Annotated in this window: 25 protein-coding genes and 2 pseudogenes; 13 read left to right on the plus strand and 14 right to left on the minus strand. The window is 49.7% G+C overall.

Annotated features, from left to right (window positions below; translation table 11 throughout):
- Positions 1–2: 2 nt before the first annotated feature.
- The 6 genes from istB to DB847_RS12695 all read left to right on the plus strand — a co-directional run bounded on the left by istB (position 3) and on the right by DB847_RS12695 (position 6,320).
- Positions 3–758 carry an IS21-like element helper ATPase IstB gene (gene istB / locus DB847_RS12670; protein ID WP_108649424.1) on the plus strand — a complete coding sequence of 252 codons (756 nt, stop codon included), beginning with the start codon at positions 3–5 and terminating at the stop codon, positions 756–758.
- Positions 759–1,500: 742 nt separating this feature from the next.
- Positions 1,501–2,757: a class-III pyridoxal-phosphate-dependent aminotransferase gene (locus tag DB847_RS12675; protein ID WP_108651035.1), complete on the plus strand. Its 1,257-nt coding sequence runs from the start codon at positions 1,501–1,503 to the stop codon at positions 2,755–2,757.
- The gene (locus DB847_RS12680; protein WP_108651036.1) at positions 2,757–3,818 is read left to right on the plus strand and encodes a zinc-dependent alcohol dehydrogenase; all 1,062 of its coding nucleotides are present in this window, start codon (positions 2,757–2,759) and stop codon (positions 3,816–3,818) included. The genes DB847_RS12675 and DB847_RS12680 overlap by 1 nt, the downstream gene beginning before the upstream one ends.
- An 11-nt stretch (positions 3,819–3,829) precedes the next feature.
- Positions 3,830–4,462 (plus strand): HAD family hydrolase, encoded by a 633-nt coding sequence (locus tag DB847_RS12685; RefSeq protein ID WP_234418383.1) that lies wholly within the window; start codon positions 3,830–3,832, stop codon positions 4,460–4,462.
- A 51-nt stretch (positions 4,463–4,513) separates the two neighbouring features.
- On the plus strand, positions 4,514–5,674 hold the full coding sequence (locus tag DB847_RS12690; protein WP_234418384.1) for an MFS transporter: 1,161 nt from the start codon (positions 4,514–4,516) through the stop codon (positions 5,672–5,674).
- Between the two features lie 67 nt (positions 5,675–5,741).
- A complete protein-coding gene (locus DB847_RS12695) occupies positions 5,742–6,320 on the plus strand; it encodes a DUF1349 domain-containing protein (protein WP_108651038.1) in 579 nt (192 codons plus the stop codon).
- Positions 6,321–6,378: 58 nt separating this feature from the next.
- On the opposite strand, the gene DB847_RS12700 is transcribed toward DB847_RS12695, so the two are convergent.
- The 3 genes from DB847_RS12700 to DB847_RS12710 all read right to left on the minus strand — a co-directional run bounded on the left by DB847_RS12700 (position 6,379) and on the right by DB847_RS12710 (position 8,790).
- Positions 6,379–6,759, minus strand: a complete 381-nt coding sequence (locus DB847_RS12700; RefSeq protein WP_108651039.1) for a YgiW/YdeI family stress tolerance OB fold protein — start codon at positions 6,757–6,759, stop codon at positions 6,379–6,381.
- Between the two features lie 108 nt (positions 6,760–6,867).
- Complete coding sequence (locus DB847_RS12705; protein ID WP_108651040.1) at positions 6,868–7,221, minus strand: NirD/YgiW/YdeI family stress tolerance protein; 354 nt, start codon at positions 7,219–7,221, stop codon at positions 6,868–6,870.
- Between the two features lie 162 nt (positions 7,222–7,383).
- Positions 7,384–8,790: an ATP-binding protein gene (locus DB847_RS12710; protein ID WP_108651041.1), complete on the minus strand. Its 1,407-nt coding sequence runs from the start codon at positions 8,788–8,790 to the stop codon at positions 7,384–7,386.
- 209 nt (positions 8,791–8,999) lie between these two features.
- On the opposite strand from DB847_RS12710, the gene DB847_RS12715 reads away from it, so the two are divergent.
- A complete protein-coding gene (locus DB847_RS12715; protein WP_108651042.1) occupies positions 9,000–9,809 on the plus strand; it encodes a substrate-binding periplasmic protein in 810 nt (269 codons plus the stop codon).
- 377 nt (positions 9,810–10,186) lie between these two features.
- Here the strand turns inward: DB847_RS12715 and DB847_RS12720 are convergent, their stop codons facing one another.
- From DB847_RS12720 to prmB, 6 genes are all read right to left on the minus strand, one after another.
- Positions 10,187–10,630: a DUF7919 family protein gene (locus tag DB847_RS12720; RefSeq protein ID WP_108651043.1), complete on the minus strand. Its 444-nt coding sequence runs from the start codon at positions 10,628–10,630 to the stop codon at positions 10,187–10,189.
- Positions 10,631–10,632: 2 nt separating this feature from the next.
- Positions 10,633–11,229 carry a putative adhesin gene (locus tag DB847_RS12725; RefSeq protein ID WP_108651044.1) on the minus strand — a complete coding sequence of 199 codons (597 nt, stop codon included), beginning with the start codon at positions 11,227–11,229 and terminating at the stop codon, positions 10,633–10,635.
- A gap of 2 nt (positions 11,230–11,231) precedes the next feature.
- Positions 11,232–15,449, minus strand: coding sequence for a DUF6531 domain-containing protein (locus DB847_RS12730; protein ID WP_108651045.1), 4,218 nt, complete (start codon positions 15,447–15,449; stop codon positions 11,232–11,234).
- Between the two features lie 9 nt (positions 15,450–15,458).
- Complete coding sequence (locus DB847_RS12735; protein WP_108651046.1) at positions 15,459–15,842, minus strand: hypothetical protein; 384 nt, start codon at positions 15,840–15,842, stop codon at positions 15,459–15,461.
- Between the two features lie 385 nt (positions 15,843–16,227).
- Positions 16,228–17,286: a chorismate synthase gene (gene aroC, locus DB847_RS12740; RefSeq protein ID WP_108651047.1), complete on the minus strand. Its 1,059-nt coding sequence runs from the start codon at positions 17,284–17,286 to the stop codon at positions 16,228–16,230.
- Positions 17,287–17,302: 16 nt separating this feature from the next.
- A complete protein-coding gene (gene prmB / locus DB847_RS12745) occupies positions 17,303–18,238 on the minus strand; it encodes a 50S ribosomal protein L3 N(5)-glutamine methyltransferase (RefSeq protein WP_108651048.1) in 936 nt (311 codons plus the stop codon).
- 64 nt (positions 18,239–18,302) lie between these two features.
- Between prmB and smrB the strand changes: the two are divergent.
- The 4 genes and pseudogenes from smrB (at position 18,303) to DB847_RS12765 (ending at position 20,329) form a co-directional block, all read left to right on the plus strand.
- A pseudogene (gene smrB / locus DB847_RS12750) lies at positions 18,303–18,829 on the plus strand (endonuclease SmrB).
- A gap of 45 nt (positions 18,830–18,874) precedes the next feature.
- Positions 18,875–19,390, plus strand: coding sequence for a LysR family transcriptional regulator (locus DB847_RS12755; protein ID WP_234418386.1), 516 nt, complete (start codon positions 18,875–18,877; stop codon positions 19,388–19,390).
- A complete protein-coding gene (locus DB847_RS12760; RefSeq protein WP_234418387.1) occupies positions 19,312–19,716 on the plus strand; it encodes a LysR substrate-binding domain-containing protein in 405 nt (134 codons plus the stop codon). The genes DB847_RS12755 and DB847_RS12760 overlap by 79 nt, the downstream gene beginning before the upstream one ends.
- A 136-nt stretch (positions 19,717–19,852) precedes the next feature.
- The gene (locus DB847_RS12765) at positions 19,853–20,329 is read left to right on the plus strand and encodes a GNAT family N-acetyltransferase (RefSeq protein ID WP_108651051.1); all 477 of its coding nucleotides are present in this window, start codon (positions 19,853–19,855) and stop codon (positions 20,327–20,329) included.
- A gap of 79 nt (positions 20,330–20,408) precedes the next feature.
- Here the strand turns inward: DB847_RS12765 and DB847_RS24995 are convergent, their stop codons facing one another.
- From DB847_RS24995 to DB847_RS12780, 4 genes and pseudogenes are all read right to left on the minus strand, one after another.
- Entirely contained in the window at positions 20,409–21,098 is a 690-nt protein-coding gene (locus DB847_RS24995; protein ID WP_199911857.1) for a M20 metallopeptidase family protein, read from the minus strand.
- The gene (locus tag DB847_RS26050; RefSeq protein ID WP_199911557.1) at positions 21,077–21,556 is read right to left on the minus strand and encodes a M20/M25/M40 family metallo-hydrolase; all 480 of its coding nucleotides are present in this window, start codon (positions 21,554–21,556) and stop codon (positions 21,077–21,079) included. Before DB847_RS26050 ends, DB847_RS24995 begins: the two co-directional genes overlap by 22 nt.
- A gap of 13 nt (positions 21,557–21,569) precedes the next feature.
- Positions 21,570–22,028 (minus strand): hypothetical protein, encoded by a 459-nt coding sequence (locus tag DB847_RS12775; protein WP_108651052.1) that lies wholly within the window; start codon positions 22,026–22,028, stop codon positions 21,570–21,572.
- A 52-nt stretch (positions 22,029–22,080) separates the two neighbouring features.
- Positions 22,081–22,907, minus strand: a pseudogene (locus DB847_RS12780) (DUF3100 domain-containing protein).
- A gap of 551 nt (positions 22,908–23,458) precedes the next feature.
- Between DB847_RS12780 and DB847_RS12785 the strand changes: the two are divergent.
- Positions 23,459–24,265, plus strand: coding sequence for a substrate-binding periplasmic protein (locus DB847_RS12785; RefSeq protein WP_108651053.1), 807 nt, complete (start codon positions 23,459–23,461; stop codon positions 24,263–24,265).
- A 97-nt stretch (positions 24,266–24,362) separates the two neighbouring features.
- Here DB847_RS12785 and DB847_RS12790 read toward each other — a convergent pair whose 3' ends face one another.
- Positions 24,363–25,154, minus strand: a complete 792-nt coding sequence (locus tag DB847_RS12790) for a substrate-binding periplasmic protein (protein ID WP_159084595.1) — start codon at positions 25,152–25,154, stop codon at positions 24,363–24,365.
- A 203-nt stretch (positions 25,155–25,357) separates the two neighbouring features.
- Here DB847_RS12790 and DB847_RS12795 point away from each other — a divergent pair, with 203 nt between their 5' ends.
- Positions 25,358–25,723 (plus strand): CoA-binding protein, encoded by a 366-nt coding sequence (locus tag DB847_RS12795; RefSeq protein ID WP_108651055.1) that lies wholly within the window; start codon positions 25,358–25,360, stop codon positions 25,721–25,723.
- Positions 25,724–25,827: the final 104 nt, after the last annotated feature.

Below are 25,827 nucleotides of genomic sequence, written 5' to 3' on the forward strand. Positions count from 1 at the left end.
AGATGACAGAACAACTCAAACAGCAACTTCGGGAGCTGAAACTAAGTGGTATCCGGGATGCCCTGGAAAGGCAACATCAGCAACCCGGGCACTACCAGGAACTCGGGTTCGAAGAGCGACTCAGCCTGCTGCTGGAGCAGGAGCTGACGGATCGGTCTCAGCGGCGGATCGAGCGCCTTATCAAGCAGGCCCGATTCCGGCTGCAGGCAAATCTGGAGCAACTGGATTATCGAAGTGATCGCGGCTTGCATAGAGCCCAGATCCGCTCACTGGCAGAGGGATACTGGCTTAGCCTGGGGCAGACTCTGATCCTGACCGGGGCGACCGGGTGCGGGAAAACCTATCTGGCCTGCGCCCTGGGCCATCACTTCTGTCTGCAGGGACTCGGGGTTCGCTACTTCCGGTTTAAAGAGCTGCTGGAGCAACTGCAGCTGGCTCAGGCTGATGGCAGCTATCGAAAGCTGATGGTTCAGTTGAGAAACACGCCGCTTCTGATCCTCGATGACTGGGGACTGGAGTCGCTGAATGCGCTTCAGCGTAGCGATCTACTGGAGTTAATCGATGCTCGCCATGGTCACGGAGCCACACTGATCGGCAGCCAGCTTCCGCTGGAGCACTGGCACACAATGATCGGTGAATCAACCCATGCGGATGCGATCCTGGATCGTCTGGTTCATGGAGCGATCCGTGTAGAATTATGCGGAGAATCGATGAGAAAAATCACCGCAGAGTTGACGGATGCCGATCACTCAGGGTAAAAAATAACCCAGTCTGTGAGACGGGATGTTGAGGTGATCGACATCATATTATTCGGTGATCGCCATCGCGATAATACGCACCGATTAACCCGATGGTCTTGTATAGATTTAATAGCATGGGTAGCTATTTATAACCGAGCTAAGCCCCAGAAGGGACAAGCATTTCAGATTATTACACCCGGCCATTTTTATCGTTTAACTTCTGATCAATTGCTGTTGCCCAGGTTTTATAAATGGTGAGATTACACAAATAAAATTCGACTATCCAAAGCCAGCGGAGCTAAAGCCAAAGAAGCTAAAGCTGTTCAGATTTTGTGCTATTTTTTGTAACAAAGTCCTACCTTAAAATAGGTAAAATGCGATATGTAAAGATTATCCGGCCATTAATTTTGTGACTTGCATCTCAAAAACGAGATCTTTATGATTCATCCCACTTACACAGCTGAGCCTGACTCAAACTCATTGAGCAGCAACAGAACTATTATCACATGTAGCAGATCCGTATATGGGCGATTTGCTACCGTGAGAAGAATTTTATTAATGAGATTTAAATATAACCCTGACCTTTAAGATTTTTCTCTCACATAGAGATCTTTGGTATAGCTTCATCTAAGCATTCACATGCTCAGTACAGGTTATGGTGTCTCATTATTTTGAATATTAGTAATCTTAATACACTAGCGTTTATAACTTGATAGTTATAAATATCTTTATTGTTTTTATTTTTGATTAGAGTAATATCATGAACAATGCAACTGATATGTTTGAGAATCTTATTGGGCAATATAAAGGTGATGGCCCCTATCTCCATGATGGTGAGCGCAAATTAATTGATGCAGCCTCTGGTACCTTTAACTTACCACTAGGCTATACCAACCAGAGAGTTGCCGATAAACTCAAGCAGCAGATCGATCGCTGTACTCATTTAAGTTCAGCCTATACAAAACCTATTTCGGATCATATCCTGACCCGCCTCAAGAAACACCTTCCTGAAAATATCGATCGTATCTGGCTACGTGATGTTTCCGGCTCCGGAGCCGTCGAGGGTGCAATTCGAATGGCCCAAAAATATACCGGTCGTTCTGGTGTAATCTCTTTATTTAAATCACATCATGGTCAATCTCTGGCAACTGCTAAGATCTCAGGTAATGCTTTCAGATTGCAAAACTTTACCAGCAGCATTGATGGTTCTATTAAGATCCCAACGCCTGCCAGTGAGCTGTGTAACAAAGAAAGCAGCGTTCAATCCATCAATAGCATCACCGATCTGGAAGATTTCATTAACTTTGGTTCCTGCGGCAATATCGCCTGTATCATTCTTGAGCCGGTCCTTGGAAATGGCGGAAACATCGTATTGCCGGTTGAATTCTATCGTCAGGTTCGCAAGATCTGTAGTAAATACGGCATTGTCGTGATTGCCGATGAGGTTCAGACCGGCTTTGGTCGTACCGGTACCTTCTTTGCCAGTACAGGTTATGCAAAGGCTCTTAAGCCCGACATCATCGTATTTGCCAAGGGTGCCGGCGGTCTTGGGATCCCAACCGGAGGGATCCTGATGAGAAGTGCTTTAGATTGTCTTGAGTCCTTTGAGCACTCCAGTACATCCGGAGCAAACCCCCTGTCTCTGACCGCACTCAATGAAACCATCTCGGTCATAGAAGAAGACAACCTTCTGCAGCATGTTCAGGATAATGAAATTCACCTCAAGAATGGCCTGCTTGCCCTGCAAGAGCAGCATGAGTTGGTGACCAATGTTCGCGGACTGGGGTATATGTTTGGCTTTGATGTCCCTAGCGCGCAGATAGCAGGCATGGCCATTGAGATTGCAGGCAAGCACGGACTAATCATTCGCGGCTCCCGCTATGGTAAAGGGCGCGCAATCAAGGTACGTCCACCACTGACCTGTACCAAGGCACACATTGACGAAATCATGAATAAACTGGAGCTCACCTTTGTTGAGCTGGCGAAGACTCTGGATACCCTGCAGGAGGTTGCGTAATGAAGGCTCTAAAATTTAATGATGTTTGGGATGTTCGCAATATCCAGGTTCCCGAGCTTGAATGTATCGATGCCGATGATGTGATCGTCGCCGTTGAGGTCTGTGGATTATGTGGCACCGATGTCGGGATCATCACGGGTGATTACCCGGTAGCTATCCAGGGAACGACCCTGGGTCACGAGTCTTCAGGGACTGTTGTTAAGGTCGGCCAGGCAGTGACTCGGTTCAAGGCTGGCGATCGCGTGGTGATCAACCCGACTTACTCCTGTGGCCAGTGCCGCATGTGCCAGACCGGTAATGAAAATCACTGTGAGCGTAAGAATGGCACCGAAGCCGGTGTCTCTTACGATGGAACATTTGCCGATCAATACCGGGCCAAAGAGAGCTCTCTGATCCACCTTGACGATCATGTAAGTTTTGAAGAGGGTGCCCTCACTGAGCCTTTGAGCTGCACCATCACAGGGGTTGATAAACTCAACATCACTCACACGAACATCCGTGCCTGTGTTATCGGAGCCGGCACCATGGGAATGCTCTACCTGTGGAGCCTTCATCTGCGCGGTGTTAAGGCCTTCATGGTTGAGAAAAATGAACACCGCTATCAGTTCTCTTTGAACGCACTGCCCGAGGGAACCCGGGTCTACCGCGACTTTAGCGAGGCGATGCGTGAAGAGTATGGTAGTGATGAGGAGAAGCTCGATCTGTGTGTGGATACCACAGGTTATCTGGCGGAAACCGTATTTGATCGCCTGGCTCCGGGTGGCAAGCTGCTCAACGTGGCACTTAAAGACTCCTATGCCAAGCTCGATATCCTGAAGATCGCCGATAAGAGCCTGTCGGTCATCGGCTCTATCGACTCGCTCAACAACAGTTTCGAGCGTGCCTATGCCACGATCCGCGACGGCCAGATCCCGGTCGGCAAGCTGGTGAGCCACACCTTTGAGTTTGAAGACTATGAGCAGGCATTCACCATGGTTGGCTGTAACATCCAGGGTAAAACCCAGCAACCAATTACCGAGCCGAACTGTAAAGTTCTGCTTAAGATTCCGGCGAACGCATAGGGAGCAGTATAGTGAAACATACCGTCATCTTTGATATCGATGGAGTCATAGTCGATAGTGAGCAGCTGCACTTTGATGTTCTCAAAGAGCTCGCACCTGAACAGACACAGGGCGTGGTTCCGGAAGATCTGATCGGACTGAGCCTGGAGGAAACCCTTACACAGATAGGAGTTCCGGTAGAAAAGCGCTCAGAGCTCACCGACTCCATTGTGGATGTTTATAAAAAGAGTCTGGCTCCCGAATACCTTCGTCCCGGCTCTAAGGCATTGATCGAAGCATTGATTGCCCAGCAGGTCCCCTTTGGCTTTGTTTCTACTGCGCCAAGAGATATCTGCCTGGCAAATATCGCCACACTTGAGCTGGATCTGGATCCTATCCTGATCTCTGGTGATGATGTCGAGCGCACCAAGCCCTACCCGGATCCCTACCTGGCGATGCTGGAGCGTCTCGGCGCAGATGGTGAAACCACCATAGTCATCGAAGACACAGATCTGGGGATCAAGGCCGCCACAACTGCGGGCATTCACAATGTCTTTGGCTGGCCTCACGCCCTCTCTGGCACCGAAAGCTATGAGCTTGCAACCCGGGTCATCAAAGATCTCAGTGAGATCCCTCACTTTGATGCGCTGAGCATCGCAGCTTAACCTCCTCTGGCGGGCAGTCAACCTGTCCGCCATCTATTTAGGAATCCATTCATGGAACTCACAGACACTCAAGCTTCCAGGGCGATTGGACGCTCAATTATGGCGACCCGGATCGCTTTTTTTGTAGCAGGATTTGCTTTGGCAAGCTGGGCGCCTCTCATCCCATTAGCAAAAGAGCGCCTCATGGTCGATAACGGCACCATGGGGATGATCCTGCTCGCCTTTGGGATCGGTTCATTTCTGATGATGCCGCTATCAGGATCCCTTGCTTCGCGCTACGGTTGCAAGCTGGTCTTTATTCTGGCGACCCTGGTTGCCCTGGTGATGTTACCCACCCTGGTGACTCTCGATACTCCCCTGGCATTAGCCATTGCCCTGTTTTTATTCGGAGCCGGGATTGGAGCCATGGATGTTGTGGTCAATATTCAGGCTGTCCTGGTTGAAAAGCAGGCGCAAAAGCCGATCATGTCGAGCTTTCATGCCCTGTTTAGTATCGGTGGGATCGCTGGAGCCGGGCTGGTGAGCCTGCTGCTGATCGGACACCTGACTCCTCTGATCACTGTCCTGTTGATCGTGGTGATCGTGGCAACCCTGTTGGCCCTGGCCTCGGGAGGATTGCTCAATTACAGTGAATCCGATGACTCCCCCCTGTTTGTGGTTCCGAGAGGAATCGTGATCCTGTTGGGAATCCTGTGTTTTGTGGCCTATATCATGGAAGGCTCCATGTTGGATTGGAGCGGTATCCTGCTGACCAGTCACAACATCATAGCCGCCAACCATGCTGGCTTTGGTTATACCATTTTTGCCTGTGCCATGACCATCGGCCGCTTGCTCGGTGACCGGATCATTGCCAAATTTGGACGCTTACGCGTATTTGTCTGTAGTAGTCTCATCGCCACCGCTGGATTTGCTGTGGTTGTGAGTGGCGCCCAGCTTACCAATATGCTCAGTGGCTTTTTCCTGATCGGCATCGGTTTGGCCAACATAGTTCCCATCCTGTTCACCGCATCCGGACAGCAAAAAGTGATGCCAAGTGCATTGGCCGTTGCCTCTGTCTCGACCATCGGTTATTCAGGGATCCTGATGGGCCCGGCACTGATTGGCGGTATCGCCCACCTGACATCACTCAAGGTTGCCTTTATCCTGGTTGCCCTGGTGTCCCTGAGTATTCCTCTGTGCAGCTCATTGCTACAACTGGGCCGCTCAGATTAACAGCATGATTGACTGCTGCGGTCTGAGCACATAGGCTTCAGCCGCAGCACTTCAGATAAGGAAAAAAATGGATATCACAGACTTTGAGTGGCTTAACCCACCACAGACATGGTCGGTGGAGAATAACAAGCTCACCGTTGAAACCGATCTGAATACCGACTTTTGGCGTGAAACTCACTACGGTTTCACCCGTCACAGTGGACACCTCTTCGGCTGTGAAGTTGAAGGTGATTTTACCTTTGAAGTTTGTGTTCAGGGTGAGTTCGAGGAACTCTATGATCAGGCGGGTCTGATGATCCATAGCGATGATCAAAATTGGTGTAAGGCGGGTCTTGAGTTCTCCGATGGCCAGCCCCTGATGAGCAGCGTGCTGACCCACCAGCAATCAGACTGGGCCACCGGACCATTTAACGGTGATCCGGGCCGATTCTGGATGCGGGCGACCGTTGAGAACAATGTTCTGCGCTTACAGTATTCCACAGATGGAAAGCACTGGCCGCTGCTGCGCCTTTGCCCCATTGCCCCGGCCTCAAAGCGACTGGTAGGTGCCATGTGCTGCACCCCTGAACGCGGTGGTCTGAAGATCGTATTCAGCGAATTTCGTTTGAGCAAACCTCTGGGTAAGGCGCTACACGATCTCAGCTAATGCACCCAATGCCCCAAAAAGCCGCCGATTCTGGCGGCTTTTTTAATAAAACAAAGGATCACTTGAGAAGTTGTACCTTATCGACTTCGACCTGAACTGAGTTCCAGTCTTTATCCACCTCACCACTCAGGCGCACCATGTCTTTGGGAGTGACCGTCTGGCCACGCCACTTATGGTGGTCGATCTCCACAATGATATTTCCTGTCTTATCCTCAAACAGATAATGCTCTTCATTGATCTGCTTGCTGATATGCCCTTCAAGGATCACATGATGATCATCGCGCATCTCTTTGGCACTGGCGACCGTTGCCATCATCTCGGATGGTCCCTTGAAACCTCCCTGGCTGTGATCTCCATCTGAAAAACCGCCCTGTGAAGCAGCAGAGGCTCCCGTTGACAGGCAAAGAGCGAGCAGCCCTATCATTGTTTTGTATCTCATATCCTTATCCCCATGCTTGATCCAACAAAGACACCCTAACAAAACAGATACTAGTGTCATCAAAAACTCATAGTGAGCCAACATCAAAATGCTATTGAGCGAGCTGGATCAAACTTTTGCCCGGGTTGATATAAATTCAAGAGATTCGGCCTGGATCTCTACCGATGACCAATTGATGATCTCCCGGCCTGTCAAGCGAATGGTTTCACTGGTCGTGATCCAGTGCCCTTTCCATAAACTCTTTGGGATATCCACCAGAAAGCGCCCATGATCTGCAGCAAATATATAGCGAGAATCGCCAAGCTGTTTTTGGATATGTCCCTGCAGGGTTATTGGCCGGCTCCAGGCCTGAATAAAGCTGGTATCCTGCTCCCTTGGCCCTTTAAAACCACCCGGAGATGACGCAATCGCGCAGAAAGATAAACCCGCCCCCAGCAGCAACATCCATGCTGTTCTTTTCATATTACTCCCTTAACAAAAATGACATCCTGTCAACAATCAGAGCTAATGACTTTCACTGAAAGGGAGTAAAACTGTCAAGGGAGAGGGTTAGGAATAAAATCCCAGGCGGGCCTTTTTTGCATGTTACGCCACTTTCTGACGCTTGCTGATAATTCTCTTTGCCTATCCCTGCTCCAGAGGCAGATGTAGACTAAAGCATGTTCCCTTGCCCGGCTCGCTGGAAACCTTAATCTCACCACCATGTGCCCGGATGATCCCATGACTGATAGATAGGCCAAGCCCTGTTCCCTCACCAACCTGCCTGGTGGTAAAGAAGGGAGTAAAGAGTTTATCCATCAATTCCGGCTCAATACCATGACCATTGTCCTTGATCTCAACCATCACTTCACCCTGGGTACTATGAGTGCGAACCTGGATCTCTCCGCCCTTATCAATCGCATGGGCGGCATTGAGCAAGAGGTTCAGGATCACCTGGGCCAACTGCCCACGGTGACCCATTATTTCAGGGATCGATTTAAACTCGGTTGTGATGGTGCCATGGGCTCGAAGCTCTCCCTCAGCAACCTTTAAAGTCGATTCGATCAGCTGATTGAGATCTATGGATTCATTAATCCCCTCGTCCTGATGGCAGAAGCTTTTTAATCCGTCGACGATATTCTTGACCCGCTCGACACCATCGAGAGACTCAGTCATCAGGGGTTCAAGATCCTCAAGTATGTATTGAATATCCTGTTGCTCAAGATCGCTAAGTTTATCTTCCAGCCACTGGGGACACTGCCCCTGAGCTCGGTCGTGGTAGCACCGACGAATGAAATCCGAGAGCAGATGATGGTAGTTACTAAGAGTATTGAGGTTACTCTTAATAAAACTCAGGGGATTGTTGATCTCATGGGCAACCCCGGCAGAGAGAACGCCCAGACTTGCCATCTTCTCCGATTCAATCAGCTGCTTCTGGGTTTTACGAGTGGTTTCCAGGGCTTGTTTTAACTCAGTAGTACGCTCTTCGACCCGCTTCTCCAGAGTCTGATTCATCTCTTGCAACTGCCGGTTCGCAACTTCAATGATCTTGATATCCCGATAATTCCGAAGCGCGGTGTAGACCGTCACCTGCAGCTTTTGCATATCCAGCTCAGTTTTATCCTTATAATCGTTAATATCATAGCCAACCACCGTCTGCAGCTCAGGAACCAGTCCCGCCTGACCGGTTCGAAGCACAATGCGGGTATCGTGATTGCCCAGGGTATCGCGAATATAACGCACCACATCCAACCCCTCGTGATCAGACTCCATGACCACATCCAGCAGAACCAGGGCGATATCATCATGCTCTTCCATCATTTGACGAGCTTGTGCCCCCGAGTAAGCATCCAACAACTCGACATCTTTCCCCAAAAACTGCCGCTTGCGGATCACCATCTGAGTCAAGGTGTGAATATCTTTTTCATCATCGACCACCAGAATTTTCCAGGGCGTTGTAGAGCCTCCCACATTCTGCTCGAGGGGGGAGTTGTCCTGAATCAGTACACCTGATTTATCTTGAGAAGCCTTCGAAATTTCGTTATCAACCATGAAGTGGCCTTATGCAGATCCTGGCTATATTGAGTCTCACACTAATCACAGCTCACTCCCTATAGAGAATCAAGGCAAAAGCCGTATTTTTAACGAGTTTCGAGACACTGCACCTGAGGGGAACATAGACAGATCCCTGGCCCATCCAGGTTGGACATCAAGGAACTGCTTTCTTAACCTTTTATAAGGACATTCAATGGTACTCATCCATGGCACTCAGAATGATTTGTGGCTTCATACTCTTCTTTTCAGGACTTGCTGTTTCTCAACAAGGCAGCCAGCCTCTTATTGTTGGGGTAAACGCCTGGCCTCCCTGGATCATTCAAAAGCCCACCGGAGACTGGCACGGTATTGCGATCGACACCCTCAGACTCATTGCCACCTGCTCAGAGATCCCCATGCAGATCAGAGACCTGCCTAACGCAAAACGGATGCGCCAGGAATGGGGTACTAAGATCAACGCTGAGGCTGCGGTCTCACCAAGCTGGCGACAGGATCAAAAGCAAAGCTCTGTTTATACTGAGTCTATTTTCAGCACCCAAGACATCATTCTTGCCAGAAAAGGGACTCTTTCACTTGGCAGATCCCCCAGTGACTTTTATGGTCAAACACTCGGGATCATCCGGGGTTACTTTTACCCTGAGGGTTTCAGTGATGCTATCAGTGAAAACAAGATCGCTGTGAGTGAATCCTCCCCAGACACTCTGCTCCCAAAACTTCTGCGAGGGCGAGTCAAAGGCATCTTCATTAATCGAGATGAGGCCAGCTACCTATTTAACACCATCGTTCTAAATCCTGCAGATGAATTTCACCCGGTATATCTATTCAAAGAAGTTCAGCTGCATATCAGGCTACATAAATCCAAACAGGATTTGCTTCCCCGCCTCAACCAGGCGATATCTCAACTCAAAGCCTCCGGAATAATTCATAATATAAAGCGGTACTACACCAGCCAAAGCAAGCAGCAAAGTTATCTGGAACTGAGCAAGTGCCCAATAACATTAGATAGTAGAGCATAGATAAATCAGCTCAATACAACCATTAGCTTCATCCAAAACAACAAGAGAACATTAGGGTTATATTAACATCTAACTATTAATTCAATAACTTGTGATTCTGATGTATTACAACATATAATAACAAGAAGCCTATCCCAAACAAATATAACTTTTCAACCTTGAGAAATCGAACCACCTTCTTAAATTTTCCTTTATTCTGTAAGCTTAGTTTCTGATTGAGTTTAAACTACTATCATGGGTGTCTTGTTATCCACTTCCCCATAATCTCCTGGTGTTTTTAGTTAATATATTATTATGGGTTCCTATTTAATTATTAGAACCAGAGATAAGGCACATTTATGTGCCTTATCTAGAATCGATGCACTTATATAGGAATACTAAGTTCTAATAAACAACCCTTTTATTTTACTCCATTTACTTTTCTTCTTCTCATAAACTGCATTAATAAACTCTTTAGGCGGTAGATAATTATGTTCTGATATATAGTGCCAGATCAGGTCTGGAGCAACATATTTTCTATCTTCAAACTGAAAGATTATAGTTGAGCTACCTAGTAGAATCCTCTCGCCACTTTTACTATGGACTGCATATTTTTCTATTCCACAGCCACTAAATGTCGCCTCTCGTATAGACTCCATTGTAGAATAGCAAATTTGACATGGTGTCATACTACGAAAGACCTCATATCTACTTGTTTTGCATAGGTCGAAAATAATATCAAGCAATCCAATAGGAGTACTTCCTGTTTGATAATCATTTTTATTGTCAAGCCAACCGACTAATAACTTATCATCAGATGGGGATAGTTCTGGATATTTCATAATTAAAGCTCGTCCCAAGCATCTTGCGATGGATTTGATGTTCTATTTTGATACTCTGATTTTTTAAATTCAGGATCAAGTTCAATTTTATTTCTTTCCACTTTTCCGTCTTCAGTTTTCTCTAACCGATAAAGACCATCTCTTCTTGCACTAATATTTGCATCTTTAGAAAACACGTTTTCACGACATGCCGACCAATGGCAGTCACCCATATCCTCTTTAACTAACTCTGATAAAGGTGTTGGATGAGTAACCTGCACTGGTTTACCTAATATAACTAATCCTTTTCCTTCTTTGAGTACAGGGTTTGGCCACTTCTCACCAGGGAAATATTTTTCAACATATAGGCCTTTAGTATTTCCCCCTGTTTCAATTAATTGGCCCAAGTCATCTGATATCCTTCCTCCATTGGGCACATAGAAATGCATTGTTGTTCCCTTAGGTCCAATAAAATCAGGCAATTCCATATCTGCACCATGACCACTATAAACAATATCAGAGTTGATACCCGCTTTATCAATTTCTCTAACCTGTGACTTCTCCGGATATTTAAATAACCTTGATAGCCAACCTTTTTTCTTATTTTCCTTACACTTCAACCCTAACGGATCGATCCAATTGACCGGGTTGACGCCGTAGAGGTAAGCATTGCTCCCCCCTCTAAACCCAGAGGGTCCTGGCTGAGATAGCGGCCAATCCTGGGATTGTAATAGCGATGGCGGTTGTAGTGAAGCCCCGTCTCGCTATCGAAGTACTGTCCCTGGAAGCGGATATTATTTTCGACATCCTCAACCTGCTTGCACACCACAGAGCCAAAGGCTTTGTACTGCACCGACCAGACGATATTGCCCTCCGCATCGGTGAGTTCGCGCGGGGTACCGAGATGATCCAGTTGATAGTGATAAGTCTTGCCATCCACTACCTGGGCCAACGGACGGAAGCTGCCGGGTTCATGCAGGTAAAGCTTGCGCTTTTCTCCGCAGCTCTCGGTGAGCAGTACATCGCCATCCCAGATATAACAAGTTTCACCCTGTGGAGTCAGTTTGGCGATGCGCCGCCCTAAAGGATCGTATTTATAGCAAGTCTGCTGACCATTGTTATCGACCCTGACCAGCTGCTGCTTGGTGTCATACTGATAGCGGGTGGTCCCCGAGGGACCTGACTCTTCGATAAGAGAGCCGTAATCGTTATAGCGATAACGTTTATCACCATAACAAAGCAGGCGGTTTTGCTTTAGCTCGGTATTTGCCGGATTGCTTTCACCCTCAGCCAGCAGATTACCCGCAGGATCGTAGACAAAGTTCTCGGCCACCGGTCCTGTTACCCGGGTCAGACGATCGGCCCTGTCATAGAAGAACTCACTAAACCCGTTGCGGCTATCTTTGATAGAACGCAGCGCCCCACTGGCATAATAACCGTACTCACGTCCCAGAACTTGCTGCTCACCACGCATCGCACGATGCGAAGCCAGCCGACTTTGCTGATCGTACTGATAGTGACTGGTCAGTGATCCTTGCTGGCGATGGGTTTCCCGCCCTAACTCATCATAGTTATGCTGGGAGACAAGCTTGCCGTTGAGGCGAGTCTCGTGAAGCATTCCTAACTGATAGCCATACTCGATACAGTCACCATCTGGTGTGATGGTCTGGGTGCGTTGCCCTAGGGCATCATAGTTATGGCTCAGGCTTTGCCCGTTTTGGCTCTCACGCAGCAAATTGCCACTTGGGCTATAGGAAAACTCCAGGGTGGCATCATGGTTCTGCGCCAGGGTGAGGTTGCCCTGTTGATCGTAAGCAAAGCGCTCAAACATGCCGTCCGGCAGCTGTTTTTGTTGCAGACGACCCAGCGGATCGCGCATGAAACGGGTGGTATCACGACGCAGGGCATGGTTACTGTGCTGCTGATGTGCCGCCAACAACTGACCTGCCGGAGAATAGTCATAACTCTGTATTCGCCCGTCAAAACATATCTCCTCGACCAGGCGCTCCTGAGCATCATAACTAAAGCGATACTCCTCTCCCTTCTCATTGGTCAGGGAGACAAGGTTACGCTCGGCATCGTAGCGGTAGTTGAGCTCAGAGCCATCGGGAGCGATGCGCCGGGTTATTTGCGCTAAGCCATCGGCGTATTCATAGGAGGTGGTGCGCCCTTCCCCATCTGTGATTGAGACCAGGCGATCGCAGGCATCCCACTTGAGTTGCTGCTGAGATCCATCGGCAGCCTGAATAATAACGGGCCGGCCCTTGGGATCGTAGGCGTAGCGCTGCGCCCGACCATCAGGGAACTCGATAGCGGTAACCCGCGCCTCTTCATCGTAGCGATACTTCTGCCAGCCACCGGCCAGGAGAGACTCGGCCACCAGATCGCCATGACGGTTCCATAGAAGGCGCTGCTCTGTGCCATCGGGAGCGGTGATGAGGGTTGGATAACCCAGCTCGTTATACTGATAACTGGTGGTGTTACCCTCGGGGTCAATCGTTTTCTCTAAAAGCCCCTGCGGGTTATAGAAGCGTTGCCAGCTGTTACCGGATGCATCGGTCAGTTCATTAGGATTACCCGCGGCATCAAATTGTAGATGGGAGGACTGTCCCAGTGGATTGATCTGCTCAACCAGACGATTTTCGTCATCGTAGCGGGAATAGGTGGTGTAGCCATCTGCGTTTGTATGCGCAACCTGATTGCCATTGCCATCATATTCAAAACGCTCTATCGCACCATCGGGGTGAATGGTTTGAATGACCTGGCCGCTATCATCGTGGATATCTGTAGTCGGCAGGCTCCGGCCATCGGTATAGGTAACTTTATTCTCTTCAGGGAACCAGCTAAAGCGATAGTCGTAATAGTCACTATCACCCCATACCCGCAGACAGCGAGCCTTCTGATCGTCCCTATCCCACTCAAACTGGTAGTTAAAGCCGCTCGCTAGAGTTCGTTTGCTAAAGAGATGATTGCTGTATTGATAGCTGTCTCCCAGGCCCAGCCGATCCCGCACCCTGATGAGATCCCCCGCCTCATCATAGTGATAGTGAACGACCGGAGGTAGAGACCTCCACTCAAGTTCACCATTACAAGCTCCCTCACGCAGCGGACTGACCGAGATCACCCGCCCATCATGCCATTCGAGGGCTAACCCGCGCCCCCAGCTTCCTCTAAGCTCAGTTAACCTTCCATCCTGGTAGTGATAACTCAGGTTATTACCAAAACTATCAACGATCGCCTGGGGTAACCAGCGCTCATCAACCAGGGTAAAGATCTGCTCACTGTCATCGGGAAGCCTGATTGCAATTGCTGCTTCATCACCCCACTCGAGGCGACGGGCACCGTAGTTTTCTCTGCTGTTTCGTGTTGGCTGCTGCCAGGGGATCGGGATCTCAATTTTTCGCCCTTCTGCATCAAAATAGTTAAGACGCCCCTCATGGACAGCTAATCGTTCGTTAAGCCTGCTCGACCAACCGAAGCCCAGCGGACCATCCATCTGCGAGCTGGCGGTTCGATAGGTACGTAACCAATTAAATTCAATCGGACCCGGCAGTTCATAATCCACCAGCCGCAGTAACTCCTCTCCAGAGAAGGTGCTGATCGGATCGTTGGCGCACTTAACTTTTGGCTCTTGAAGTGAAGGTTTACCGTTGGCATTTTCTGCAACTTTACCTATCTTGCGTTCATCTTTAGCCGCATGCTCAATACGAGCAGCCTCTTTCTTAAAAAGCTTGGCCTCTTTGGTTTTGGTCACCAGCTTTTCGGCAGGCTTAACGACCAAATCCCGTGCCAGATGTGAGTTGATGATGAGCTCAGCCACCTTTTTGAGGCGGGTAAAAAGCTTTTTCACCAGCGCCATAGGAACACCAAACAGAGGGCCGGATGCCATCTTTCCGGCCTTTTTCGCAGCCTCCATCGCCTTGGCTACACGGGCTCCATCCTCTGCGGCCAGCGCTGCGGTACTTGCCGCTCCTGCTCCATCGGTCAGGACATTGACAATCACATTGCCGATAAAGCCGCCGACAATCTCCGCCCCTTGCTGGACCTGATACACAGGGTACTTGGCCAACATCGCCCTAACCTTATCTCCGAAATAGGTCAGGAGCTTCATAAACCCGGAGTCATGATAGAGCCAGCAGGCCTGAACATAGCCACTGTGGATCTTATCCGGAATCGAGGAGACAAAATTATCCACATGCCGTACCTGCTCGGCGATCCAGTGGGGCCCCTCTTCAATGGTTTTACCCATCTTATGTAGCTGGACGGCGGCATCGTGGTAGATAGCCGCCGGACCTTTTTGCAACTCGTGGTAAGTTGCCTTGGCGATAGCTATATCCGTCTCAACCGTTTTTACAACAAGGTGAGCCGCACCCTCGACCCCGGAGGCGACAAGATGGCCAACGCCTTCAACGCCTCCCCAGATAGCTCCCCATATCCCCTTCGCCGCATGGCCAACCAATTCGCCGGTATAACCAAGCTCTTTGGCTAACTTACTGGAATGCTCGGCATCAAATTCCTTTTGCGCCTCTCTTGCCTGCAACTCCACATAATGGATCACCTCATCGAGCAGGGGTTTGACTTCGGCTTCCAACTGCTGGATCTTCATTTGATTTTGCGCTTTATCCCCCACGAAGCGCACCGTGAGCGGCTGGGTTGCCTTTTGTTTAACAACCTTCCCCTGGCTATCGGTCCTGCCGGTCTCACCAGTTTCAAGAATGGTATAGGGCACATCGGCAACCGGCTGGCCAAAAGCGTTGTGATAGGTGACCTCAAACCCCTTAACCTCTGATTCATCCTCAGGAAGCAGGGTTGAAGTCTGATCAGGCTCTTCCACTGCCATTGCCCGCACCTAGCTATGACGGTTAGGAAGCCGGTCCAATACTCGGTGTAATTGCGGAGGGATATTGGCATCATCCAGCTGGATACTGGTCAGCCCATGCTGATCTTTGGATTCCAGAACAACGGGCCACAGAGGTTTCTGTCCCCAGGGGCAGAGCAGCACATACTGGTAGTTTTTAAGTTGCAGTAGCAGCCGATCCATCATCTGCTGCTTAGTTTGATGATTTAGAATTGCAGGGCCAAGCAGCTGCTGGGCTGCCTCATCCAATCCACTTATCTGGTGCTTACTGTGCCGAAGCTCGCTCTTGACGATCTCCCGGGCATAAAACTCATTTTCAACCCGCAACAACTCCTGTCGGCAGGTTAGCTTATCGATTCGTTTGAGCTGAAACATAGACTCATTTGTAGAAGAAAAAGAATGCCTATAAGCAATTTTCGATCCACTTTAGATTATTATTGGTATCTCTATGTTTTTATTTGGTTTTTATATTGGCTATCACCTTCCCCTGGCTAATCTTTGATCATGAGTGCGCAGATTTCTGCGCAATCGGGACAAAAGGTGTGAATTTTTCTGCACACCCTCTCAAACCCTTATGGAATGCGGGCTTCAGACGATTCCGAGAGATTCGAGCGGCGACCGGTGTGCAGAAACCTGCGCACTCAGCTGAGGCCAGTCACAGAAGAAAAGAGACCGAAAGAGTAAGGAGTTTGGTAGCTAGGTTATGGCTAAGCTCATTCGGAAGATTGAAAAAAGGCTCCCTGAGGAGCCTTAGTGAGTATTAGCCGTTTTGTGCCCGGTGGCGTTGCAGGTGGTCCATCAGCACGATGGCGACCATGGCCTCGGCGATTGGCACCGCGCGGATTCCCACGCAGGGATCGTGACGCCCCTTGGTGACCATCTCAACCGCCTCTCCCTCTTTGGTGACTGAGCGACCCGGCACCGTAATGCTGGAGGTGGGCTTGAGGGCCATGGTAGCCAGAATTGGCTGACCGGTGGAGATCCCTCCGAGGATCCCGCCCGCATGGTTGGTCAGGAAGCCATCGGGCACCATCTCATCGCGATGCTCGGATCCTTTCTGATTCACCACCGCAAAACCATCACCGATCTCAACCCCCTTGACCGCATTGATCCCCATCAGGGCATGGGCCAAGTCTGCATCAAGGCGATCAAACACCGGCTCACCCAACCCGGCCGGGACCGAATCAACGATAATGCTGAGCTGGGCACCGATGGAATCACCCTCTTTTTTCAAAGCTCGCATCAGTTGATCGAGCCGCTCCAGTTTATCGGGATCGGCAAAGAAGAAGGGGTTGTTCTCCACCTCTTCGAGCTCGATGCGATCGGCTGCAATCGGGCCTATTTGACTCAGGTAGCCCTGAATGTTGATCTGATACTCCTGGGCCAGGTACTTCTTGGCGATGGCACCGGCTGCAACCCGCATCGCGGTCTCACGGGCCGAAGAGCGGCCGCCGCCACGGTAGTCACGGATGCCATACTTTTGCTGATAGCTGAAATCGGCATGGCCGGGACGGTAGAGATCCTTGATCTCTGAGTAGTCCTTGGAGCGCTGATCGCCATTTTTGATCAGCAAGCCGATGGGAGTTCCTGTGGTCACCCCCTCAAACACCCCGGACAGGATGCAGATCTCATCGGCCTCACGCCTCGGGGTGGTATAGCGGGACGTTCCCGGCTTGCGCCGATCCAGATCGCGTTGCAGATCGGCCTCACTCAATTCAAGCCCGGGAGGGCAGCCATCGATGATCGCCCCCAGCGCCAAGCCGTGGCTCTCACCAAAGGTGGTCACCCGAAAATTCTGACCTATGCTATTGCCCGACATGCGACCTCCTTTTGTATTAGTCCTTGAAGGGTGCGAAATGCTCCCGGTATTGCACCAGCTCTTCACGGGTCATCACCAGGATGCCGTGCCCGCCCCGCTCAAACTCAACCCAGGTGAAAGGTACCTCGGGGAACTGCTCCTCCAGGTGCACCTGACTGTTGCCCACCTCCAGCACCAGGATCCCCTCCTCATTGAGGCGATCCGGCGCTTCTGCCAAGATTTTCTTGGCCAGATCCAGGCCATCATCACCGGCCGCCAGTGCCATCTCGGGTTCGTGGGTGAACTCCTTGGGCAGGCTATTCATATCCTCAGCGTCAACATAGGGAGGATTAGAGACGATCAGATCATAGGTATCTCCCTCGGGGAGATCGCGCATCAGATCAGAGCGCAGCGGGATCACCTGCTGCTCAAGGGCATAGTTATGAATATTGATCTCGGCCACATCCAGCGCATCCTGCGAGATATCGATGGCATCCACCTCAGCCTCGGGAAACGCCACCGCACAGGCGATCGCGATGCAGGCGGAGCCGGTGCAGAGATCCATGATCCGCCGTGGCGAATCCTTGAGCCAGGGCTGGAACTCATTTTCAATCATCTCACCGATGGGCGAGCGCGGGATCAGTACCCGCTCATCCACATAAAACTCAAGACCGGCAAAATAGGCGCGGTTGGTCAGATAAGGCGCCGGTTGATTTTCGCTCACCCGGCGAATGATCAACTCTGCCAGGTGATGACGCTCACTATGGGTCAACCTGGCATTTTGAATCGCAGGGTCAATATCCAGTGGCAGATGAAGTGCGGGCAGGATCAGTTGGACCGCTTCATCCCAGGCGTTATCTGTACCATGTCCGTAAAAGATCTCGTTTTCATTAAAACGACTAACCGCCCAACGGAGCATGTCTAAAACCGTATGCAGTTCAGTAACCACCTCATCGACAAAAATCTTGTCCAAATTAGCCTCCGGCTCTTGTAAACTAGTAACTTGAGCTGTAAATAAGTGATGCGGAACCCGATGCATGAATAAAAAGACTCCAATCGACCCCGATGAACTCGAAGCGTTTCGCGAAGCAGTCAGCGGCACCCGGCAAATCAAACAAGATACGATAATGCCCAAGCCACGCACGGTCAAGACAAAGCGCGCCCAGCCTCAAATTGAGCTGAACCAGGCTCATGCGGAACATCCCTTTTCCGACCAGTTTGAGCCCCATTTTGAGGATGATGGTCCAACCCGCTACACCCGGGAGGATGTCTCGCGTTTTGAGCTTAAAAAACTGCGCCGTGGCGATTATGTCCCGGAGCTGTTTTTAGATCTGCACGGCCTCACCCAGGAGCAGGCCAAGCAAGAGCTGGCGGCTCTGCTGCGGGCCTGCGTCAAAGAGCATTTTAACTGCGCCTGTATCTCCCACGGGATCGGCAAACATATTCTCAAGCGCAAAGTCCCCCACTGGCTTTGCCAACATCCGGATGTGATGGCGTTTCATCAGGCCCCCTGGAGTGGGGAGGCAATGGTGCCCTGCTGGTACTGATTGAGCTCAAAGAGTGATTATTTAATCCGATGTCACCCGAGCGCCAACCCAAGATCAATCATATGCGGGTCTTTCACGAGGTGATCCGCTGCGGCAGCCTCAGGGCTGCCGCCAAATCATTAGGCAAAACCCAGCCCTCAGTGACCAAAACCATCCGTGAATTGGAAACGATTCTCGGAGCCAGCCTGATGAACCGAAGCTCACACGGGGTTGAGCTTACTGAGTGCGGCCTCGCCTTTTCCAGGCACTCCCAGCTCATTCTCAAGGAGCTCGACAGTGCAGTGACGACCGTCAGGGCCCTCACCCAACAAGTCAGCCCTAAGTTGACCATAGGCTACTCCTCGCTGCTGAGCTTTACCGTACTCCCTGAGATCATCAATACCTTTAAAAGCAAGCACCCGGAAAGCAGTCTTATTCTGAAAGAGGCTCAGCTCTCCTCACTTCTTGGGGGCTTCGTGAGGGAGAGATCGATTTTGCGGTGGGCAGCATCAGTCCCGAAATGCCGATCAGTGATTTTATTGTCGAGCCTCTTTTTACCGCCCCTTTTGGAATTATCGCCAGGCAAAATCATCCTCTGAGCCAGTGCTCCACTCTCCGGCAATTGAAACAAGCCCGCTGGCTCATGGCCCAGACAGACATGGGATATTATCAGAGCATCGGCAAGCAGCTCGCATGCATCGATTTTAAAAATCATCACGACCTCATCAAAACCGACTCGATCGTCACGATTTTAAACCTGATACTGCACTCGGATTACATCATGATCCTGGCCAAGGCAATGGCCACCCCTTTGGCCTCAAAGAGCAGATTTCAACCATCCCTGTCATCCCGGCACTACCGGATGCAGAATATGCACTCATCTATCGCAAGGGACGCAGCCTTTCTCCCCAGGCAGAATACCTGATCGGCTTATTCAGACAGCAGTGTGCCCGGTTTGACTGGAACGGATAGACTCCGCGCATTCGCACAAATTGAAACATGATCCCGGCACAAACCATGATAGTTTGAAGCGGGTGTCCCCCTGAATAAGGAGCCTGCAGATGCAGTTACAGCCCGTTCAACACAGCGAATACCGGGAGCTTATCTCCTGGATCACCGATGCCGAGCAAAACTATTTATGGAGTGGCCCCCTGTATAGTTGGCCAATCACGGTCTCGCAGATCGAGAGTCAAAATCAAAAAGCTGAGGTTCACTCTTTTTGGTTCACTCAAAGTGAAGAGAAAATCGGCTTTATTGAGCTCAACCAGATCTCTAAGAATGAGTGTCGCTTATGCCGGGTGATCATCAATCCACTGGCGGGGCGAGGCAAAGGCTATGGTAAACAGATGATTCAACTGGCTATCTCCCATGCCTGTAATGAACTGGGCGCCAGGCTTATCTCACTTGATGTATTCGAGCATAACCTGCTGGCCAAGCGCTGTTATGAGGCAGTGGGTTTTGAGTTAACCAGGCGGCAAACCGGGATCCGCAAATTTGCCGGAAAGGACTGGCCCCTGCTGCGCATGGAACTTCGCTGAGTCAGCCCTTTCAATAGCTGCAAAATATCAGATGAAGCGTGCTAGCGAGGAGCCCCCGGAACACTCCATAGCTTGGCTTTTATTCCGATACTCTCTGTACTCCAACCAGAGCTGCAAAGATCCGGGCTCCCAGCACGATCGAATCTTCATTCACCACAAAGGGATTGGAGTGCAGCGGATTGTTGATCCCACGGGCATGATCGCCACTTCCCAAAAAGAAAAAGGCTCCCGGTTTTTCCTGAAGAAAATAGGAAAAGTCTTCCGAGCCTACCATGGGGGGATGATCCAGGATCAATCCAGTTTCCGCCAGCTGCGTCTTTGCAACCTCAACCACCCGCCGCACATGCTCATCATGATTGATGATCGCTGGATATCCCTGATAATCGATCCGGGTATCGAACCCCACGCGGTTTGACTCCTCAACCAGGGCGTTTACCTCCTTAACCAAGGTCTTTTGAACCTCCATGTTAAAGGAGCGGATCGATCCCTGCAGTATCGCTTTGGCAGCGATGATATTGGATGCTTCACCCGCATTAAACAGACCAGTCGAGATAAGCCCGGTCTTATTGGGATCAACCTTATCTGTCATGATCGATTTAAATGCACTGAGGAATCGAGCCCCCTCGGAGATGGCATCCATCCCCAGATGAGGCACGGTCGCATGGGCACTCCTGCCACCTATGGTCAGGGTAAACAGATCACCATTGGATGACATCACCCCATTGCGAATCGCTATTTTGCCGCAATCTATCTGCGGATCATTATGCAGGCCGTAGACTGCATCAACCCCTTAAGAGCTCCCTCGGCGATCATCCCCTGGGCGCCCCCCACAAACATCTCTTCGGAGGGTTGAAACAGCAAACGAATGTTGGAGGTCAGCTGGTGTCGATGATCGACCATCATCCTGGCTGCGGTCAGCGCAACCGCCATATGCAGATCATGACCGCACAGATGCGCGACGCCCTGATTGACCGAACAAAACGACTCCTCGGAACACTCCTGGGCCGGTAGTGCATCCATGTCGGCCCGAAATGCAGTCAGCGGATAATCAGGATCGACTGCAAGGTCGGCATAAAATCCAGTGTGAAAGCAGGGCGTAATGCTATAGCCAAGCTCCCTGAGTACCTGCTGGCAATAAGAGGAGGTGTGGTGCTCCTCGCGTCCCAACTCCGGGTGCTGATGCAGATAACGCCGGTGGGTAATCCCATAGTCACGATACGAATTCATAATTAACTCTTCCTTAAATAATTCCCTGAGCCTTGAGGATTATCTGGGCGACAAAGCAGGCTCCGAAGTAGGCGGTGGTAAACACAACCATAGAAACAATTACGATTTTCCAGCTCAAAGATTTTAACTTATCCAGGCTATTTCCCACCGAGAGCCCGGCAAAGGCTAACAGTGGCGTGGTAGTTGCTAAAAAATCGATTTTATTGGTGTATTGCAGGAAAACATCACTGACCGGTGAGTAGGGCATACTCAACACAAGTGAGATCAGAGTTGCCCAGGCAAAAGCGGGCAGAGGCAATTTAGGAAACCAGGCTTTGATCTGTAAAGAGGCAATAATAATAGCAAACATCATTGCCGCGCCCGGCACCGCACCTAAAATCGGCATGCCTTTACCGACAAACTGAGCAATCAGCACCAGAAAAATACAAGGGATTATAATTTTTGAGTTATCAATATGCTGTTTCAGATACATTCAAACCACCAATAAATATTCAATTTAATGTTATTATCAAAAAATCTTTCTATTAATCTCTCACCAGGTGCTTGTAGATAAAATTACTCATGGGGAGTGCCAGAAAAATCAACGCATACATACCGGTAAACGCCGCCAGCATGTTTGATGTTGCAGCAAACGCAAGAATTTGCGAAGACATCTGCGGAACCGCTGCCGATAATGAGGCGGATGCCGCCGCCATCATACTCCCGGATCCGAGGCCACAGCCCACCGCAAGGGAGAGCGGGTTTAACCCAAGATGCAGACCAAGAGGGCTGATGATCCCAAAATAGACGGTTCCGATCACGCTTCCCACCAGGTAGGTTCCAAGAACTCCAGTGCCTTCAGGACTATCGATTCCATACTTTTCACCAATCACTCCCAGCGAGGGTTCCCGAGAGATACTCGAGCAGGCACCGATCGCCTCACGGCGCATCCCCAGCAGGATGGCAATTGGCATGGCAACCAGTACGGAAGCCAGATTCCCCAACTCCTGAAGTATCAATGCGGGTCCCGCCTCAATGACCTTTTCGATATTTGGACCAACCAGAGTGCCGTACTTTACTCCCAGGGGAGCAGTGCCAGCATCACAATATTTCCGGTTAATTTGACCTCCTGACGGGTTAATATTTTACCCAGCGGCTTAAACCATTTACCCAGAAGATCGGGGGTGATCAAAGTGCCGATAATCACCGCGTATAACATGGGTAACAGGGTTATGGAGATCCCTGCGACTGGGATTTTTGCCACACCCAGGGACTCAGAGATACAGACAACCAGCAAAGTAAAAATAAACAGTATCCCCAGTGATTGATAATAAGATCTTTCTTTTGAAGCCGCTAATACTTGTTGTGCCATTTAGACTCCTTACTCAGAGAAGCAATAATAAGTTCAAATAAAAATCACATCGATGATGACTACAAAGAGAGCCTGTTAAACTGTCTTATTTAAGAAATTAATAACATACCCGATTGAGTTAACTTATTTATTACAGGTTATTCACTTCTTGCACGGACAATAAAAATGATAGTAAATCGAAAATCTGATAACCGAATTCGATACTCGCATTTATCCGGAACACTTGATAGATATAATTTTTTATATAGGTATAACTAAATGTAATGATCATCCCTATAAATTGATCAGGATCAATAAAACAGGTTTGCAAGTCACTGCTATCTTATTGATTTTTAAGTCACTAAATGCTTTCGTGAAAGAGTTCACACTTTGGAATATTTCATCATCTCCCGGCCAGGATTAAGCTCTGGTTAGTTTTCAATACCAAGCCTTCTCCACCATCCACTGCCTCGCCGGTCAAAATACGCCCAACCGCGAGCCAGATCTGAAATGTCCACAGAGCCTAACTATACTCACGAGACAGGGAGAATAGAGTCATGACTATCTGATCAATGAAACGAAAAAGCCGAGCTCAATGGATGATCCGAACCTGGTGCCTGCTGCTTTGCTTGCCAGCTGTTTACGCCACAGCTGGTCCTGCCAAGCAGGTCTATACCATAGGTGTGCAGGATTTTTCAGATTACCTGCCCTACTCTCAGGTTAAAAAAGGCAGCTATACGGGGTTTAACCGGGAGTTGCTGGATCGCTTTGCTGCCAGCCAGGGATATCTCTTTATCTATAAGCCCCGCCCCATCAAACGCCTCTACATGGAGTTCATGGCGGGTGAGTTTGATTTTAAGTATCCGGATAATCCCTATTGGTCCGCCTCATTTAAAAAAAGCAGGAAGGTGACGATCCGTTATAGCGATCCCGTAGTTAAGTACATAGATGGCGTCATGGTCCGAAGCGACAAGCAGGGAAGTGATATCAACCAATTGCACACCCTGGGGGTTGTAGCCGGCTTTACCCCGTTTTTGTATCTGCCAAGGATCCAATCCGGAGCGATCACACAGCAGGATGTTCCAAGTTATGAGCGACTGCTGCAGCTGGTGATCCTGGGCCGCTTAGACGGCGCCTATTCAAATATCTCTGTGAGTCGCTACTATCTTGATAAAATTCTGGATAAAAAGGGAGCCCTGGTCTTTAACCCCTCTATGCCCTATACCCAAAGCTACCGATATCTCTCTTCGATTCAACACCCTGAAATCATAGAAAAATTTAACCAGTTTCTGTTCCAGAATAGGCAGCGACTACAAAAACTCAAGGATAAATATGGTGTTGAAGCGGGTGTAACCATCTCTGACACCATCGACAAATAACAGCTCCCCGGCGTCAATTCCACTAAAAAGCCAGCGCTGTTGGCGCCATGAAAATCATGGGATCCCACTCCCGCCAGTATGAGCTCAATATCATGGATTACTCTGCGTACTCTCTCCAGAACTGCTGTTTTATCACCTCAAAATGTTTTGACTCTCTTTGCTCGGCCAGGGTATTCCATAGCCTTTGCGAAAAATCTGGGTGTTTTCTAACCAAGTCGAATGACAGCATCAGATAGTAAGGCTTTTCTGAAATAGGCTCTGGCCACTTCTCGATGCTCTCCCGTAACAAGGCACTCTGGCTGATCACGAAATCTGCTCGCAGCGTCTGCAGTGCGGCGCCCTGGATCCGACCACGCCGCAGCTTATCAAGAATTGCAACAGGTCCCCGTGCCCCCTCATCGAGCTTCACATTCAGCATCCTGAGACGATCGACAATCGAAAAGCCGGGTTGAACCCCAATTCTGCCGGTTAGCCCTGAAAAATTGTTACCACTCCAGGTCAGCCTTGAGCCTTTTTGCCGGTATAAGGAGTAACCTGAGATATGGATCCGCAGGCCTTTATCAAGTTGCCCATCAGGGGTCATCGGATAATGTCCCATCTGCAGCCGATTTTGCTTAAAGCTGGATGCAAAGACACCATCGACCTGCCCAAACTGCATCGACTGAAGACAGCGCCTCCAGGGCTGGTTATGAAAGCGGATCTCTATATCCATCCTGTCTGCAACCAGCCTGAGTAGCTCGATATCCAGCCCATACGATTGAGAGCCGGCTGTAAAGACCCAGGGAAATGCATTTTGATCTTCATGACACAAATTAAGACGTTGCGGCGAGCTGGCCGCTACAGAAATCAGGGGCCACAGGAGCAGGAAACTTAATAGCGTTCGAACCAAGATTGAGCTCCCAGGATCAGATGGGCTATCTACCTCACAGTCTAGACGACTCAATTGAGTTGTAGGCTATGCTAACGGGGCTTATTTTGCAGCTACAACGCCTGAAAAGGTTCAGCTCACGACGCAATAAGCTGAGTAAATACTTCCCATATAAAGCCTCATGAGCAATCATAAAAACATACCAAGCTGTCAAGGAGAATAATATGACTACCGTTGCTATTCTGGGTGCCAGTGAAAAAGAGGGACGCTATGCCAAAATGGCGCAGATCCTATTAAGAGATAAGGGGTTCCTGGTTCTCCCCATCACTCCCAATGCAACTGAGATCATGGACGTCCACGCCATATCCCACCTCGCCGAAGCAAGCTGCCCAATTGATACTCTGACGGTGTATATTCGGCCTGAACTCTTTGATGCAACCATAACCAAAGCGATCATTGATCAGGGAGTCCGCAGGGTGATCTTTAATCCGGGAAGCGAGTCACCCGAGGTGATTAAAACCCTTAAACAAAACAAGATTGAGGTGGTAGAAGCCTGCACCCTGGTGATGCTTAAAACCGATCAATTTTAACCCTGAGGAGGCATTCCCGCCTCCTCCTCCCCCACTCGATACATCCACATCCCTCCAACCTTTATCATCAAGGGCTTTCAGGGAGCTTAGAAGCAAATGACTCT

Origin of the sequence: Dongshaea marina (genome assembly GCF_003072645.1) — a bacterium.
Lineage (GTDB): Bacteria > Pseudomonadota > Gammaproteobacteria > Enterobacterales > Aeromonadaceae > Dongshaea > Dongshaea marina.